The sequence below is a fragment of the Streptomyces sp. NK08204 genome, from assembly GCF_020400585.1.
Classification (GTDB): Bacteria; Actinomycetota; Actinomycetes; order Streptomycetales; family Streptomycetaceae; genus Streptomyces.
Genome location: NZ_JAINVF010000034.1, coordinates 18,007 through 32,561 on the forward strand (window position 1 = coordinate 18,007; position 14,555 = coordinate 32,561).

General features: G+C 68.9%; 13 protein-coding genes and 5 pseudogenes. 10 read left to right on the forward strand and 8 right to left on the reverse strand.

Annotated elements, in window-relative coordinates; genetic code table 11:
- Nucleotides 1-85: 85 nt before the first annotated feature.
- Nucleotides 86-865 carry a polyprenyl diphosphate synthase gene (uppS, locus tag K7G59_RS31565; protein WP_225840120.1) on the reverse strand — a complete coding sequence of 260 codons (780 nt, stop codon included), beginning with the start codon at nt 863-865 and terminating at the stop codon, nt 86-88.
- Nucleotides 866-1,236: 371 nt separating this feature from the next.
- Here uppS and K7G59_RS31570 point away from each other — a divergent pair, with 371 nt between their 5' ends.
- Nucleotides 1,237-1,374, forward strand: a complete 138-nt coding sequence (locus K7G59_RS31570; protein WP_225840121.1) for a hypothetical protein — start codon at nt 1,237-1,239, stop codon at nt 1,372-1,374.
- Nucleotides 1,375-1,996: 622 nt separating this feature from the next.
- Here K7G59_RS31570 and K7G59_RS31575 read toward each other — a convergent pair.
- On the reverse strand, nt 1,997-3,274 hold the full coding sequence (locus tag K7G59_RS31575) for a triacylglycerol lipase (RefSeq protein WP_225840122.1): 1,278 nt from the start codon (nt 3,272-3,274) through the stop codon (nt 1,997-1,999).
- Nucleotides 3,275-3,699: 425 nt separating this feature from the next.
- Here K7G59_RS31575 and K7G59_RS31580 point away from each other — a divergent pair.
- Nucleotides 3,700-3,972, forward strand: a pseudogene (locus tag K7G59_RS31580) (UTP--glucose-1-phosphate uridylyltransferase); the annotation flags it as partial.
- On the opposite strand, the gene K7G59_RS31585 reads toward K7G59_RS31580, so the two are convergent.
- The gene (locus K7G59_RS31585; protein ID WP_225840123.1) at nt 3,965-4,192 is read right to left on the reverse strand and encodes a hypothetical protein; all 228 of its coding nucleotides are present in this window, start codon (nt 4,190-4,192) and stop codon (nt 3,965-3,967) included. The pseudogene K7G59_RS31580 and the gene K7G59_RS31585 sit on opposite strands and share 8 nt — an antisense overlap.
- 1,128 nt (nt 4,193-5,320) lie before the next feature.
- On the opposite strand from K7G59_RS31585, the gene istB reads away from it, so the two are divergent.
- Nucleotides 5,321-6,115, forward strand: coding sequence for an IS21-like element helper ATPase IstB (gene istB, locus K7G59_RS31590; RefSeq protein WP_225840154.1), 795 nt, complete (start codon nt 5,321-5,323; stop codon nt 6,113-6,115).
- A 118-nt stretch (nt 6,116-6,233) separates the two neighbouring features.
- Here the strand turns inward: istB and K7G59_RS31595 are convergent, their stop codons facing one another.
- Entirely contained in the window at nt 6,234-6,602 is a 369-nt protein-coding gene (locus K7G59_RS31595; RefSeq protein ID WP_168512773.1) for a VOC family protein, read from the reverse strand.
- A 63-nt stretch (nt 6,603-6,665) separates the two neighbouring features.
- Here K7G59_RS31595 and K7G59_RS31600 point away from each other — a divergent pair, with 63 nt between their 5' ends.
- Nucleotides 6,666-7,124, forward strand: coding sequence for a MarR family winged helix-turn-helix transcriptional regulator (locus K7G59_RS31600; protein WP_086880703.1), 459 nt, complete (start codon nt 6,666-6,668; stop codon nt 7,122-7,124).
- Nucleotides 7,125-7,446: 322 nt separating this feature from the next.
- Here the strand turns inward: K7G59_RS31600 and folE are convergent.
- Nucleotides 7,447-8,102 (reverse strand): annotated as a pseudogene (folE, locus tag K7G59_RS31605) (GTP cyclohydrolase I FolE).
- A gap of 1 nt (nt 8,103) precedes the next feature.
- Nucleotides 8,104-8,553, reverse strand: coding sequence for a hypothetical protein (locus K7G59_RS31610; protein WP_225840124.1), 450 nt, complete (start codon nt 8,551-8,553; stop codon nt 8,104-8,106).
- Between the two features lie 102 nt (nt 8,554-8,655).
- On the opposite strand from K7G59_RS31610, the gene K7G59_RS31615 reads away from it, so the two are divergent.
- The 6 genes and pseudogenes from K7G59_RS31615 to K7G59_RS31640 form a co-directional block, all read left to right on the forward strand.
- On the forward strand, nt 8,656-8,886 hold the full coding sequence (locus K7G59_RS31615) for a hypothetical protein (protein WP_225840125.1): 231 nt from the start codon (nt 8,656-8,658) through the stop codon (nt 8,884-8,886).
- Between the two features lie 44 nt (nt 8,887-8,930).
- Nucleotides 8,931-9,206, forward strand: a complete 276-nt coding sequence (locus tag K7G59_RS31620) for a hypothetical protein (protein WP_225840126.1) — start codon at nt 8,931-8,933, stop codon at nt 9,204-9,206.
- A gap of 838 nt (nt 9,207-10,044) precedes the next feature.
- Nucleotides 10,045-10,794, forward strand: coding sequence for a hypothetical protein (locus tag K7G59_RS31625; protein WP_225840127.1), 750 nt, complete (start codon nt 10,045-10,047; stop codon nt 10,792-10,794).
- Nucleotides 10,795-10,839: 45 nt separating this feature from the next.
- Nucleotides 10,840-11,508 (forward strand): HAD family phosphatase, encoded by a 669-nt coding sequence (locus K7G59_RS31630; RefSeq protein WP_225840128.1) that lies wholly within the window; start codon nt 10,840-10,842, stop codon nt 11,506-11,508.
- Nucleotides 11,505-11,961: pseudogene (locus K7G59_RS31635) on the forward strand (transposase family protein); the annotation flags it as partial. The gene K7G59_RS31630 and the pseudogene K7G59_RS31635, both read left to right, overlap by 4 nt.
- A gap of 627 nt (nt 11,962-12,588) precedes the next feature.
- Nucleotides 12,589-13,274, forward strand: a pseudogene (locus K7G59_RS31640) (transposase); the annotation flags it as partial.
- A 46-nt stretch (nt 13,275-13,320) separates the two neighbouring features.
- Here the strand turns inward: K7G59_RS31640 and K7G59_RS31645 are convergent.
- Together K7G59_RS31645 and K7G59_RS31650 are read right to left on the reverse strand one after the other, a co-directional pair.
- Nucleotides 13,321-13,974: a class I SAM-dependent methyltransferase gene (locus tag K7G59_RS31645; protein WP_225840129.1), complete on the reverse strand. Its 654-nt coding sequence runs from the start codon at nt 13,972-13,974 to the stop codon at nt 13,321-13,323.
- Between the two features lie 44 nt (nt 13,975-14,018).
- Nucleotides 14,019-14,442 (reverse strand): annotated as a pseudogene (locus K7G59_RS31650) (transposase); the annotation flags it as partial.
- Nucleotides 14,443-14,555 lie beyond the last annotated feature (113 nt).

The following is a 14,555-nucleotide window of genomic DNA, read 5'->3' on the forward strand; positions in this document are numbered from 1 at the left end:
TCTTCCGTGCCGGGCCGTGAGGAACTGCCGTCGCGAGACGTTGCACCGGCACCGTTGCTGCTGGGGAAGCCGCTGTCTGCGTGGGTCACGGTCGGGGGTCTCCGTTCTGGTGCGGCAGCACGCCGCCGAAACGGCGATCGCGTTGCTGATAGGTGTGCAGGCACTCAAGGAAGTGCGGTGCGCGAAAGTCGGGCCACAGCACCGGCGGGAAGACCCATTCGGCGTAGGCGACCTGCCAGAGCATGAAGTTGGAGATGCGCTGTTCCCCGGAGGTTCGGATGACCAGGTCGACGTCGGGAGTGTCGGGAAAGGGCAGGTGCGCGGCGAAGCTCTGCTCGCTCACCGCCTCGGCCGGCACGCCACTGCGGATCAGTGACCGTGCGGCTTCCACGATGTCCCCGCGCCCGCCGTGATCGAACGCGACGGTCAGCGTCATGCCCCGGTTGCGACCGGTCAGCATCATCAGGTCGGCGAAGTCCCGGGCCAGTGGCACAGGTACCCGCGGATCGGTCACACCCAGGAAGCGGCACCGGATGCCGCGCGCGTGCAGCAGCGGGGCGTGCTTGCGCACCACACGGCGCACCAACTGCATGAGGAAGTCGACCTCGGTGCTCGGGCGGCGCCAGTTCTCGGTGGAGAACGCATACAGGCTCAGCCATCCGATGCCTGCCGAGCGGGCTGCCTCGATGACGTCGATCACCGCTGTCTCCGCCGCACGGTGGCCCGATGTCCGCGGCAGCGACCGTCGCGCGGCCCACCGCCCGTTGCCGTCCATCACACAGGCCACATGACGTGGCGTTCCGCGGGACCTCTCGCCGCCTGAACCATGCGCGTCGGAAGCGCCTACAGCCTGCCGACGTGACATACCCGCCTCCCTCAGCGCCGACTGCGAGGCCTTCCCGCGGTACGAGGAGCATCCGGCGGCCCCATGTGCACCGCTCCCGCGACTGCTCGACAACGGCAAGCGGCATCACACATCGACGACGACTCAGAGCAACGCACTGACCCGGTCACTCCTGGCAGGTTGCCAGTACAGGTCCCCGCAGGCCGTTCCGTTTCAGGCACTTCACCCTTGGCACTCCTGTCCAGTCTGCTGACGCTCGGACCTGTGACCATCCCCCAGGAAGATTGCTGAAGCGCGGGGCAGGCGGGCCCGCTCGATACGTCCCGCTGCGATGTCGCCGGCGGCCGGGCTGACAGGCCGTCGTTCGTACGGCCGACTACACCGACGTCGACATGGATGTCCCGGAATGGGATCAGGAAGAGTCCCCGGACCTGCCCGAGCACCCGGACTACCCCCGCATCCTCGCCGTATTCAACGAGGTCACCGGCCCCGTCCGGGCCCGCGTCGGCAGTGCTTCGGAGGGACGCTGACGGTGCGAAGACGCCGCACCAGCCGATACGACGCCGACCTCGCCGTCGAGCCCGAGACGGCCGTCCGCCCTGCCCGGCACGACGAAGGCGCCGACCCGGCCCCTGGCGCCTTGGCCGCAAGGCCAGTGGGGTGCCGTGACTCCCCGCGTATCCGCCGCCCCGCAGGGCATGAACGCGGACGGATCACCGAGGGGCGGAGCTCTCTACCGCCTGGCCGATCCCATCGGATCCCACGGCCTCGCGGTGTCCGACACTTCCGCAAACGGCTCCTGTGTACTGGTCACTCCGCTGCCGGACAACTTCGCCTCCCCAGCACCCGGCTCCCAGACGAACCGGCCCCACCCCAACAGCATCGGAACCGATGCATCTGCAACGGGACCGCCCCGACGTCAAGCATGGACCGGCCACCGCCTGACACTGTTCCCGGCCGTGCTGCCATGGCCGGGAGGTTCACTGCCCTTGGCACTCCGGCCTGAGCCGGTGCCCCGTGCGGTTCGCTGCATGGAACGAGGCATGACCGCAGCCGGCCATGCCTCGTTCTCCATCGGTCGGTATCCGCGCCGGGCACAGGGCCCCGGACGGTCCTGCTGTGAGGGTCCCGCCTGGCGGCGAACTGGGGATGCTATTCGGGCAACCGCTCGAGAAGCCACTCGCAGAGTTCCGGGACGATGCTGGTGTGGAGAGTGTTGGTGCTGGCGCATCGGAACTCGTGCAGCTGGCTCTCCCCGGCGAGCGAGTCGGCCGGGGTGTAGAGGTCCTCCTGGTTGGTCACCTCACGGACGTCGACCGCGCTGACGCTGGGCACGAAGCACACCGCGGGGTAGTGCAGTTCGACCTCGCCGCCCGCCTCGACGATCTTCTTGGCGACCAGCCCATAGGAGGCGAGGGTGCCGCCGGGTGCGCCGTCGAGCTCTGGCAGGCCAGAGGTGGTGACCGTCTTCTCCAGCACGCCGCCAGTCCACTTGTAGCGGCGCAGCAGCGCCACCTGCACCGTCTCACCCTGGCTCTGGAGGTAGAAGGTGGTGCCGGGGAAGGGGCGCTGGCCGGTGCTCTGGACAGCGATCTGGCCTGCAGGGGCGGAGCCGGAGACGCCGTTGCCGGTGCCGTTGGCTACCCCGATCCGGCGGGTCTGGCGGGGCCAGAAGTCGACCTCCTGCAGCGCGTCGAGGAAGGCCTGGCGCAGCGGATGCAGGCCGACCTCATCCTTCTCGTGGTCGTAGTAGTAGGCCAGCATCTGCTGTGCTGCCGGACTGTTGACGTACTGGTAGAAGTCGTTGTTCGGGTCGGGGGCCTGGCCGGCGAGGTTGGGGATGAACGCGGCGAACGCCTGAAGGCCGATGGGGATGACGGCCCCTCGGTGCGGGCTGTCGTAGGAGAAGTACACCTCCGTGCCGTGCGTCTCCCCGTCGGTTTCCATCTTCGCCAGCGCGTAGCGGGCCAGGATGCCGCCCATGCTGAAGCCGCCGACCATCAGCTTGGTGCCGCCCACATTCTCGGCGTTGGCCTTGATGACGGCTTCGCGGATGGCCTTGGCGTTGTCGAGGAGAGAGGCGCTGCGCTCATTGAAGCCGATCAGGACCACGGCTCGGCCGCGGTCTTTGAGCTTGTCGAGGAAGTGGTAGCGGGGCCTGTTGGGGTTCTGCTCGTCGGGCAGGTTGTCATTGAGGCCGTTGTAGAGGGTGGCGTGGTCGGAGGCACCGAGTTCGAACCCGTCGGCGATGAGCACCGGGCGAGTGAACTGCTGGTCCGCGTTCAGGTGGACCCAGGCTTTTCCGAACGGCAGTTCCCAGGTGGCGTACGGACTGGGCGTCGACAGTGGGGTCGTAGAGGTGGTGGTGAGCGGGGAGCTGAGGGTCAGGCTTCCCAACGACGCCTCGGACTGTACGTCTTCTGCGGGCATGTGCACTCCTCGCGTGCTTCGGCGCCAATCCCGGCGAGGGACTGGACGGCGGAAGAAACAGCGTCAGCATGACCGCAACCCGTAACCGCTGCGAAGGGAAATCGCTTGCCCCTCACCCGTACGGCTGTTACAGCCCTCCTTGTGGACGCGCTGAGCGGCGTCTGACCCACCGGTCGAGGCGGGGAACCGCTTTCTTGCGCCCTCCACCTGTTCTCACGCTGGGCTGGTGACCTTCGCGTAGGAAGATCGTTGATGCGCGATACGTAGGCGTGCGCGATCCCGATACACGGCTGGTTGGCACTCGGGCTGACACGCGGAGGCATCGTGCAGTGCTCCATACCGTGCCGGCGAAGATGATCATGGTGGCCGGTTGACAAGCCACACCACACCGGCCGCAGAGAAATCCTGGCTGCCGAGGCGACCGGCAGCCCCGCCGGTGGCACGAGGCCGCCCCGAAGGGACAGCCGGTCGGCGAGGTCCACCTGACCGACGCGATCAACGCCTACGCCGCCAACCCCGCGGTGTACGGGCGGGTCATCCAAGGCACCTGGTACGACGCTGGTATCCCTGCCGACTGCCTCGTGGCGCAGTTCGCCCGTGCCCTTGCCCATCCCGAGTACGGGCCTGTCCTGCGGGATCTGGTCCGCCGGCAAGACGGCCCGGAGGGCGTCGCGCCGGCGCCCGGGACCACTACCTGATCCGCTCCTGTTCGCGGGGCGCCCCAGTGCAGGAGCGGGACAGGCCATGGGGCAGGACGCAGGCGCGGTACAGGCACAGCCACTCGAAGGGGTCGCCCTCGCGGAGCTTGACCCTGGTGTAGATCTTGGTCTGCGGCTGGCCGAGGACGGCACGGGTCGCGTTGCGGTCCACGGCCTGCTCCCTGAGGCCTTCCAGACGGACGTTGCTCTCGTCTGCCATGGGTTCGCGTTGTAGTCGGTGGCGGCGCCGGCCTCCAGCCAAGAGCCGGTCGGCAAGCGCCCACTGCCCGCATTGCCCTCCTCGACGACCCCGGCGGCGCTGGGCCGGTACGTCCCCGGAGGCGGCACAGCATCGCCCCGTCGTGTCGCCTGCTGTGCATCACATCAGCCGCTCCTGATTTGGCGTCAACGGTCTGAACTGGCCCCGTTTTTCCGGCTCGAACTGGCCCCACTGGCGGGGCGCGCGGGAGCGTTCGGGGGTTGTTCCGGCTTGAGTTGGCCCCCCTTGGAGTTGGGGCTGGGACGCTCGCGGTAGGTCGCCGTGAGGGGGCGATGCCGGGTGGCGTCCTCGAAGGAAGAACTGTTCCTGCTGATCCGCCAGGACTCGTGGCAGCAGGGGCTGTCGGTCCGCGTGTTGGCGCGCAAGTACCGGGTCCACCGTCGGCTGGTACGCGAGGCACTGTGTTCGACCGTGCCCGCTCCGCGTCGGACGCCGCGACGGCATTCGCCCAGGCTGGAGCCGTTCAAGAAGACGATCGACCAGTGGCTGCTCGACGACTTGGACGCCCCGCCGAAGCAGCGGCACACGGCGAAAAGGATCCTGAGCCGGCTTCAACAGGAGGCCGGCGCCGACATCGCCTACTCGACGGTGTGGGACTACGTGCACCGGCGTCGGCAGGAGATCGCCGAGGCGGCGGGGGCGACACCGGCGGCGGGATTCGTGATCCGCCACAACCAGCCCGGCATGGACGCGGAGGTCGACTTCGGCGAGGCATGGGTGGACCTGGCCGGCGAACGCACCAAGTGCTTCGTGTTCGCGTTCCGGCTGGCCTACTCCGGCAAGGCCGTGCACCGCATCACCGCGTCACCGCGTCCTGCGGACAGGAGGCGTTCTTCGACGGACACGTCCACGCGTTCCGCACGTTGGGCCCCGCAAGGTCGCCGAGGCCGAGGGCCGGTCCCCGACCGTCACCGCCACCACCGTCCTGCCCGAGCCGGTCGCCCCGCCGGACCTGCCGCTGCCCAGCCTGACCGAGCGCCGGGCCACCCGCCTTCCCGCCGACCAACGGCCCCTGCCCACCCTCGAACGCTGGGACCAGCTCCTGCACCGATCTGGAAGGGAAACCCGATGACCGGCCCGCACCACACCCTGACCGAGCCCGCCTCCGACGCCGCGATCGACACCGCCTGCCGGGTCCTGCGGCTGCCGACGATGCGGGCCCAGTTCGCCGACACCGTCGCCCGCGCCGAGCGCGAGCACCTGACCTACCGCGGGTTCCTCGCCGAGCTGCTGATGGCCGAGTGCGAGGACCGCGACCGCCGCCGCTCCGAGCGCCGGACCCGCGCGGCTGGCTTCCCACGCTCGAAGTGGCTCTCGGAATTCGACTACACGGCCAACCAGAACGTCACCCCGGCCCTGATCAACAACCTCGCCACCTGCGAATGGGTCAAGAAGGGCGAGCCGCTCTGCTTGATCGGCGACTCCGGCACCGACAAGTCCCATCTGCTGATCGGCCTCGGTTCCGCCGCCGCGATGGCCGACTTCCGGGTCCGCCACGCGCTCGCCGCAAAGCTCGTCAACAAACTCGTCGAAGCCGCCGACGAGAAACAATTGACCAAGACCATCGCCCGCTACGGGCGCGTCGACCTGCTGTGCATCGACGAACTGGGCTACCTCGAACTCGACCGCCGCGGAGCCGAGATGCTGTTCCAGGTTTTGACCGAGCGGGAGGAGAAGAACAGTGTGGCCATCGCCTCGAACGAATCGTTCGGGGGCTGGACGAAGACGTTCACCGACCCCAGGCTCTGCGCGGCCATCGTCGACCGGCTCACCTTCAACGGCACCATCATCGAAACCGGCACCGAGTCCTACCGGCTCGCCCGCACGAAGGCCAAGCAGCAAGAACCGCGCAAGCAGTCATAGCGAGCGAGCACGGGACGAGCCCGGGGAAGCAATGTCAAAACCTGTGGCGGGGAGTCGCACCGTCACGCACGAGCCCAGAGCGCAACCGCTGATGATCGTCCGGTGGCGTTTGGGGCGATCAAGCGCGGTCGTGGAGCGTGACCTGGTAGCCGTCGGGGTCGGCGAAGGTGAAGGTCCGACCGAAGGGGCCGTCGATCGGTGCGGAGACGATGGTGTGACCGTCGGCGACGAGCGCGTCGTGGATGGCCTGGACGTCGGTGGCGTGGAGCCAGATCGCGGCACCGATGCCGGGCTGAGCGACGGATGCGAGGTCGGTGCCGGGAATGACGTCGCGGAGTGCGAACGCGATCGGCTTCGTCTCGAAGACAACGGCGTGCGGAGGTCCGGCCGGCGAGCGGACGAGGCCCAGGTACTGCTCGTAGAACGCCTGTGAAGCGTCGAGGTCGCGCACTTGGAGCGAGATGAAGTCGGGGCCGGTGGCGGGCATGATGACGCTCCTTGTTTTCGTGTCAGTTTTCTGACATGCGGCAATCTATGTCAGAATACTGACATGAGTCAAGAAGGTGTCGGCGTCGACCTGGAGACGTCACTGGGCTACCTGCTCAAAGAAGCGTCGAGCGCCCTCCGCGCGGCCATGGAGGAAGTGCTGCGGCCGCTCGGGATGAGCGTGACGCACTACTCCTGCCTCGAGCTGCTGGCGCAACGACCCGGCTTGTCGAACTCCGAGCTCGCGCGGGGCGCGTTCGTGACACGGCAGACGATGAACGTGCTGCTCCAGGCCCTGGAACGAGACGGCTACGTGACCAGGCCTGCGGAGGCACCCGTCGGGAAGGTGCTTCCCGCGCGGCTCACGCCTCGCGGCCGACGAAGCCTCGAGAAGGCGAGCGCAGCCGTCCGGTCCGTCGAGGCCAGAATGCTGGCCGGCCTGACCGAGACCGAGCAGTCAGGCGCGTTCCGGATCCTCCAGAGCATGATCCATTCCCTGCGTGGTGACAACGAGGGTGCATAGCTCGTTCCGCGGCGCACGTCTCGTCACGCTCGGACAGGAGTGCAGCCGAGCCTGAAATCCGTGTCGACGACCTCGGACACCGACAGACCCCGACTACACCCTCCACTGCGATGAGCCGGCTATGAGCCGGGGCCGACTTGACCCGGAAGCCGGGGCCACTTCAAGCCGGAATCTCCGCCCAACCGATCTTCGAGTGGAGCCACTTCAAGCCGGAAAAATGGGGCCAACTCAAACCGTTGAAGCCATGATTGACACCGCGGGCTCCGGCAGCGTTCGCGCCACCGCCCGTGTATCGCGCGGCAGCCGGGTTCAGGAGCGGTGGTCATGAGGCTGCGCCGGTCAGGGCGAGGAATTCGCTGCGGGAGCGGGCGTCGGAGCGCAGCAGGCCGAGCAGGGTGGAGGTCAGGTGCTGGAGCCGGCGGCCTGCACGCCGCGCAGGGTCATGCACGCGTGTTCGGCCTCGATGACCACGCCGACGCCCTTGGGCTCCAGATGGGTCTGCAGCCAGTCGGCGATCTGTTTGGTCAGGTGTTCTTGGATCTGAGGGCGGCAGGAGAAGTGCTCGACGACGCGCGCCAGCTTCGACAGGCCGAGGATGCGGGCGCCGGGCAGGTAGCCGACGTGGGCGGTGCCGACGATGGGCAGCAGATGGTGCTCGCAGACGGTCCTCACCGGGATGCGGCGGGCCAGGACAAGTTCGTCGTAGCCCTCGTCGTTGGGGAACGTGGTCAGGTCGAAGGGGCGGGGGCTGAACAGTTCGGCGTATGCGCGGGCCATGCGGCCGGGTGTGCCACGCAGGCTCTCGGAGGCGGTGGAGACGCCGAGGGCGTTGAGGAACTGGCCGGCCGCAGCTTCCGCGGCGGCCAGGTCCACGCCCTCTGCCTCGTGCACGACCCGCAGGGCGGGCCGTACCGGCACTGCCTCATCGTCGCCGTCCAGGTCTATTCGTGCGGTGGTGCGACGGTGGCGTTCGCTCATGTCAGCTGCCCCCGACGCCCAGAGCGGTGAGCAGGACCAGCAGGAGGGTGGCCACGGCGAGCAACCCGTGTGCCACGACGACCACCACCGGGAAATGCCGCTCAGCAGGGACGGTGCCTTCCGCTCCCGGGCCTGTGGCGGCGGCCCTGACGGAGACGCGGTCGCGGTAGACGGGGATCCAGTGGGCCAGCATCACGAACCCGAGCAGGGCGACCGGCAGCAGAAGACCGAACGCGGTCCAGGCCAGGGCGCTCTTGTCGGCCGCGACGTAGATGATCCATACCACCAGTCCGATCGCGGCCAGGGTGAAGTGCCCGAAAACGACCGAGGCAGGCAGGCGGCTGGTCCCCGTTTGCTGCTGTCGGATGCCGCCGCGTTGGATCCAGGTGCCGAGCATGTAAAAGCCGCCGAGGGCGGTGACCACCCAGGTGATCAGTGCGGCGATGTCCATGTACGGCAGCGCGCCCGGCGCCCGCCTCACCCTCACCGGCGAAGAAGCCGAGCTTGAGGGCGCGGCGGACCGGGGCGTGGATGCTCTTGTTACGGTCGCTGGATGGAGAGCTGGGACGGGGACGGCGTACGCGCACGGATACGCGAGATGGCGGCACGGGACCCGGGGCTGGAGCGCTTCGGGGCGGACACGCACCGGTACGAGCTGGCGCCCCGGCTGTCGGAGGCGGAGATCCGGGCCTTCGAGGAGTCCCATGGCTCGATCTGCCGGTGGAGTACCGGTCTTTCGTCGCGGAGGTGGGCAACGGCCCCGCTGGACCCTGCCACGGGTTGATGCCGTTGACCGTCTCCCGTCCGCAGGCCGACGAGGAGTGGGCTGTGGACGCGGAGTGGCGGGAAGACCGACTGCCGGGCCGGCTCGCCGAGCCATTCCCTCTCACCGAACCTCTGCCCGGCCGGATCGGCGCACCGGCCGAAGCACTGACACGGGGCACGCTCGTGCTGTCCGAACAGGGCTGCGGCATCTTCACACGGCTGGTCCTGAACGGCCCGCGAGCCGGCCAGATCTGGCAGATCGATCCGGACTGGGGCGGCTTCGTACCGGTGAGCCATGACTTTCGCACCTGGTACACCGATTGGCTGGAGAGCCCATAAGGACGCGTCACGCCGCCGGGGCCGACGCGCCGACTTGGATGCAGACCACATCACACGTGGGTGGCCCAGGCCACTCTCACTTGGCCGGCACACACTCAAGGTTCGGCGGTGGCACAGGACAGCAAGCTCCAAGGAGGCAGGGCACGCTCAATGACCTGTAGATCCTCACAGCCCTGGGCATCGAATGGCCGCCCCGGGTTCGGCCCCTGACGGGCCGCTGCCTCGATCCGGAGCCCGTGAGTGCATTGCACCCGCCAGACCGGTATCCGGTATCCGTGCTCAGCCTGCGGAGCGGCCGTCGCCACGTGTCGTCGCGCCCTCCCTGGGCTGGGGCTGCGGCTGGGGCTGTGCTGGCAGGACTGGTGCGCGACTGCACAGTGGCCTCATGCCGCCTCTGAGCCGCGGTCCGCTACCACACTTGCTGCGCTCCACCGGCGGTCGACCGGTGCGGAGCGGCTGGTGGAATCGAGAGGAGACCGCGCGCTGCACATTCCGGCGCTGGGTCGGCGAGGGTGCAGCATGCCCGACGCATGCCTCAGCCTCATCGATGAGGAGATCGCCGGCGTCCTGGCCGCCTGGCTGCAGTCACGGGAGATCCGGCGCCGGCTGCTCCACGACCGGGTCCTCCCGGGCGAGGCCGGCCGGCCTCGCTGGCTTCGGCTCCGGCTTCGGAGGCCGGCGCCAGCGGCGCCCGAGGCGTCGTACTCGTCCGCGGTCAGCTTCGTCCAGATCGACGAGCCCAGCGGGCGGCCGACGCCGTCACCGCCACAGGGCCTCGCGCCTCGGGCAGCCCCTACGCTGGAGCTGGGGGTCTGAGGCACACGGACGACACTCCGGGGTGATCGAGATGCTCGATTTGTCCGCCAGGTTGTCGGATCTCCCGGCGGTACGGGGCCGAGCCCCCTGGCCGGGACATGAGTACGTCAAAGGCTGGGGTGTGTTCGGGCTGCCTTTCGACTCCGGTCACGTGCTCGCGCTGCGCGTCTTCCCGGAGAACGACTTCGGTCCGTACCGCACGCTGTGGCATCGCGATCCAGAGGGCAACTGGTCGATCGACGTCGACGGGGCCCGCCTGGACACCGCGTGCCCCAGGTACTACGGCGCCGCGTGCGACCGCACGGGACACGCGCACATACAGGTCGCCTGGACGGGGCCGGCCTCCCTGCGGGTGACGATGGATTCCCCCGCACTGGACTGGACCCTGACCGCCACGTCCACCCGGCTCCTGGACCTTCTGAACAGCGTCAGCGCGGTACTCCCCCTTTCCACCTGGCGCACTCCTCTCTGGCTTCGGGCAAGACAGCGACTGGCCCGCGCGCTCGGAATGGGCGACATGCGCTTCTCCGGCGTCATGCCGAGTGGCCATACCGGAATGCTCATGCCGCAGCGGATCTACTTTGTCGAAACCTCACGAGCTGTGTTCAACGGTGTTGACCTCGGCCACCCCGCTCATTTGCCGGACTGCGTGCGTATCGGTGCCGCGACCCTGCCGGCCCGCGGGGTCCTTGCCATCGGACAAGCGGCCTGGGAGATCCTGGACCCCGTCGAGTACGAGCGCACGCGCTCCGAGACCGCCCGGCAGTCCTAAGAGATGTACCGCGATGGCCTGCCCGCCGCCTGGCGTGATCGATGCGTGACCAGTGAACCTGGGCGGCCGGGCCGCATGAAGTACGTCCTGTTCGACGTCGACGGCACGCTGATCGACGCGGTGAGTAACCAGCGTCGGGTCTGGGGAACCTGGGCGGAGCGGTACGGTCTGGACGCAGGCAAGGTCTACCAGGTGGCTCTACGGACGCGGCCGATGGAGACGTTCGCCCAGGTCGCTACGGACCACGATCCGCGTGAGTGCCTGGCCACGCTGCACGAGTTGGAGGACGAAGACGTCCGCTCCGGCGTCTACGCGGCTTTCGACGGCGCGTCGGAGCTGCTGCACGGCCTGCCACTGGAGTCCTGGGCGCTGGTGACCTCGAACTACGAGCACCGGGTGCGTGGCCGTTTTCTGCGGACGGGCTTGCCGGTGCCGGGCGTGATCGTGGACGCGGCCGCTGTCGAGGAGGGCAAGCCCTCTCCCGGCCCCTATCTGCGAGCAGCTGAGCAGCTCGGCGCCAGTCCGGGAGACTGCCTGGTCATCGAGGACGCCCCGTCCGGAGTGCGGTCCGGGCTGCGGGCCGGGATGACGGTGTGGGGTGTGAACGCCACCGTCGCGGTGGAGGGCGTGCATCGCCACTTCGTCAGACTTCGCGAGGCAGTCCCGCACATCCTGGCCTTCGCATCCGGGCCTCACGGGAACGCCGCAGCCTGAGCCCGTCCGCCGGCACCGGGCATCACTGGGATGATCTTCGTGCGGCTGGTGTGATCACGGCTTCCGAGCCGACTCGGATAGCCCCCTTCACCTGGCTGAGCCCACGCTGCTCGGCAGACTGATCACCGCGATGCGACGCGACGGCGCCGACGACGCACGTCGGGGACGGCCATGGAGTCTGCCTCTGGAAGACCTGGTGCTGCTCGTTGTCGCCTCTCGGCGCATCAACTTGACGCTGCGGCAGCTTGCGCCGTGGTTCGGGATCTCGAAGCCGGCCGCCTACCGCACCATCGCGCATCTCGGGCCGTCGCTGGCCCTGCAGCCTCGCAAGCGGTTCTGCAAGGGCGCCGTGCTGATCGTGGACGGAACCCTGGGCCCACCCGGGACCATGCCGTGGCCGAGCAGTCGAAGAACTACCGGTATTCGACCAACCATCAGGTCGTCATAGACGCGCAGTACGATGCCGAGAGGGAACGTTCGACGCCGACCGAACCAGCACACCCCGCACGCCGGGCAACTGGATGTCTGGCCGGCCTGGACCGCCTCGGTCCCCGCCTTTGCTCGTCGGCATCCGCTGCCAGTGCCGCGACCGGCACACCGAAGAACAGAACACCGCTGCCGTCCTGCCGCCGACATCAGCGGACTCCCGCACACCCGGGCCCACGCCCGTCACGGTACGACCGGCGACGGCCCCCGCGCAGCCACCACTTGAGGCGGATCAGTCCCAAGTAACAACCGTGACTTCTGGAGGGCCTTCACCGGGTCGGCGCGGCGGCCGTCGCCGGTGAGCTTCTGGTCTCGGGCATCCCGGGCGAGGGCGAACCGGCCGACCTGTCGCCAGTCTCCGGTGGCCTCGGTGGGCGGCGACTCCGGGTGACGGGTACTCGTGAATCGACAGCGTGTCGGTGGTGATGGGCTGCAGGCAGCCGCTCGGGGCGGGCTCTTTTTGCCGGCGGCTTTGTCGGAGCAGGAGGCGGTGTTGTCGGTCGGGCTTCCCAGGGTGGTGACGCCGGTGGCATCGGCGAGTTCGGCGGCGGCCTGCTTGGCGGTGAGGCCGGTGGGCGCGGCCAGCGTCTTGCGACCAAGACGTGGAAGGAGTCCACCGACCCCGGCTTCGACGCCAAGCTGGACCGGATCGAGTACGCGCTGACCGAGCGGCCCGAGCGCACCTTCGCCTTCGACGAGTTCGGCCCGCTCGGCATCCGCCCCCACCGCCGGCCTGTGCTGGGCGAAGCAGGGCAAGCCCGGCCGCTTGCCGGCGACCTGTCACCGCACCTACGGAGTACGCTACTTCCACGGCGCTACTCCCTCGGTGACGACACTCTCTGGGGTGTCAACCAGGCGCCGCAAAGGCACCGACCACAGCCTCGCCGCACTCAAGAGCATCCGGGCGGCCCGCCCGGACGGCGCCCCCAGCTACGTCATCCGCGACAACCTCTCCGCCCACGAGGGCAGCAAGCATCCGCCGATGGGCGCCCAGGGACAAGGGCGAGCTCTGCTTCACGCCGCCCAACGCGTCCTGGGCGAACCCGGCCGAGGCGCACTTCGGGCCGCTGCGGCAGTTCATCCTCGTCAACTCGAACCATCCCAACCACACAGTCCAGACCTGCGCGCTGCACCTCTACGTGCACTGGCGCAACCAGGACGCACGCCATCCAGGTGTCCTGGCCGCGCAGCGCCGGGAACGCGCCCGTGTCAGCAGCGAGAAAGGCATCCGCTGGGGCGACCTTCCTCTCGACCCAGCGGTCCGACCGCCCGCCCCGTGATCGGCGGCGGTCCAGCCGAGCGGCCCCACCCCGGGAACGAGCCCCGTCAGGGCGTTTCGGGCTTGCGGGCCAGGAGGCAGGCGTGCGGTCTGTTCACGCGTCCGCCGGGCTCCTGTTCCAGTCTCGCGGTGACGACGAGTCCGGCCTGGTCCAGCAGGTCGACGATGCGGTCCAGGGGCAGGAGGTACGACTCGTAGGACACCGGACGGCCATAGCCGTGGGTCGGCTGCAGCCGCTCATTGCCGACGTAGTCTCCCCAGAGCAGGTAGCCGCCGGGCGCGAGCGTGCGGTGGAACTCGGCGAACACATCCGGCAGCCACTGCGGGGGCGTGTGATGGGTGGAGTACCAGGCCAGGATGCCGCCGAGCTCGTCGTCCCCCATCTCCAGCGCGGTCATCGAGCCCTCACTGAACCGCAGGTTCGGATAGGCGTGCCGGGCCAGCCCGACCATCTTCGGCGACAGATCGACGCCGAAGACGGACACCCCCAGCCCGGCCAGGTACGCCGTCACGCGTCCGGGGCCGCACCCCAGGTCCGCGACCGGCCCCAGACCGGCCGTCCGCACCAGTTCGGCAAATCCCGCCAGCATCGCGCGTGACAGCGGGTCCATCTCGGCTGGAGGCGGGACGCGTTCGACGTAATCGGCGGCGACCGTGTCGTACGACTCGCGAACGGCGGTCAGAAAGGAGGGCTCAGCCATGCGGGCGACCCTAGACCAGGCAACTGACAGAGACGGCACGACCTTCAGCTGACCTGCGCGACATCCACCGCTGCCGACACCCAGCCGTCACACCACGCCGCTGATCGTTTGCGGTCACGGCAGTAGACGCACCTCATCGCGGCGGCCCCGTTCGGGAAGTGTCCGCGGGCGCGAACGGCTTTGCGGAAGCGGGCGTTGACGCTCTCGATCGCGTTCATGCCGCGGACGACCTTGCGGATCTCGATGTCGAAGGTCCCCAGGCAGGCCCCTGAGCCCGTCGCAGACCAGCACCAGCACGTCGTCCAGGCCGCGGTTCTTCAGCTCGGTGAACGCGTGCAGCCACTACTTCGCGCCCTCGCCGCCGTCGCCGGCCCAGATGCCGAGGATGTCGCGGGTGCCGTCCACGGTCACCGCCATCACCACGTAGAGGGGATGGTTACCGAGTGACGTGGCCGGTACGGACGAGTTCCTCCTCCAGCCGAACCGGGAGCGGCCCTGGAAGCTGGGTATCGCCCACCGCGCGGTGGACGCAGTCGGTCGTGCGGGTGCCCGGCGCGACGATGTACCCGCCATCGGCGCGG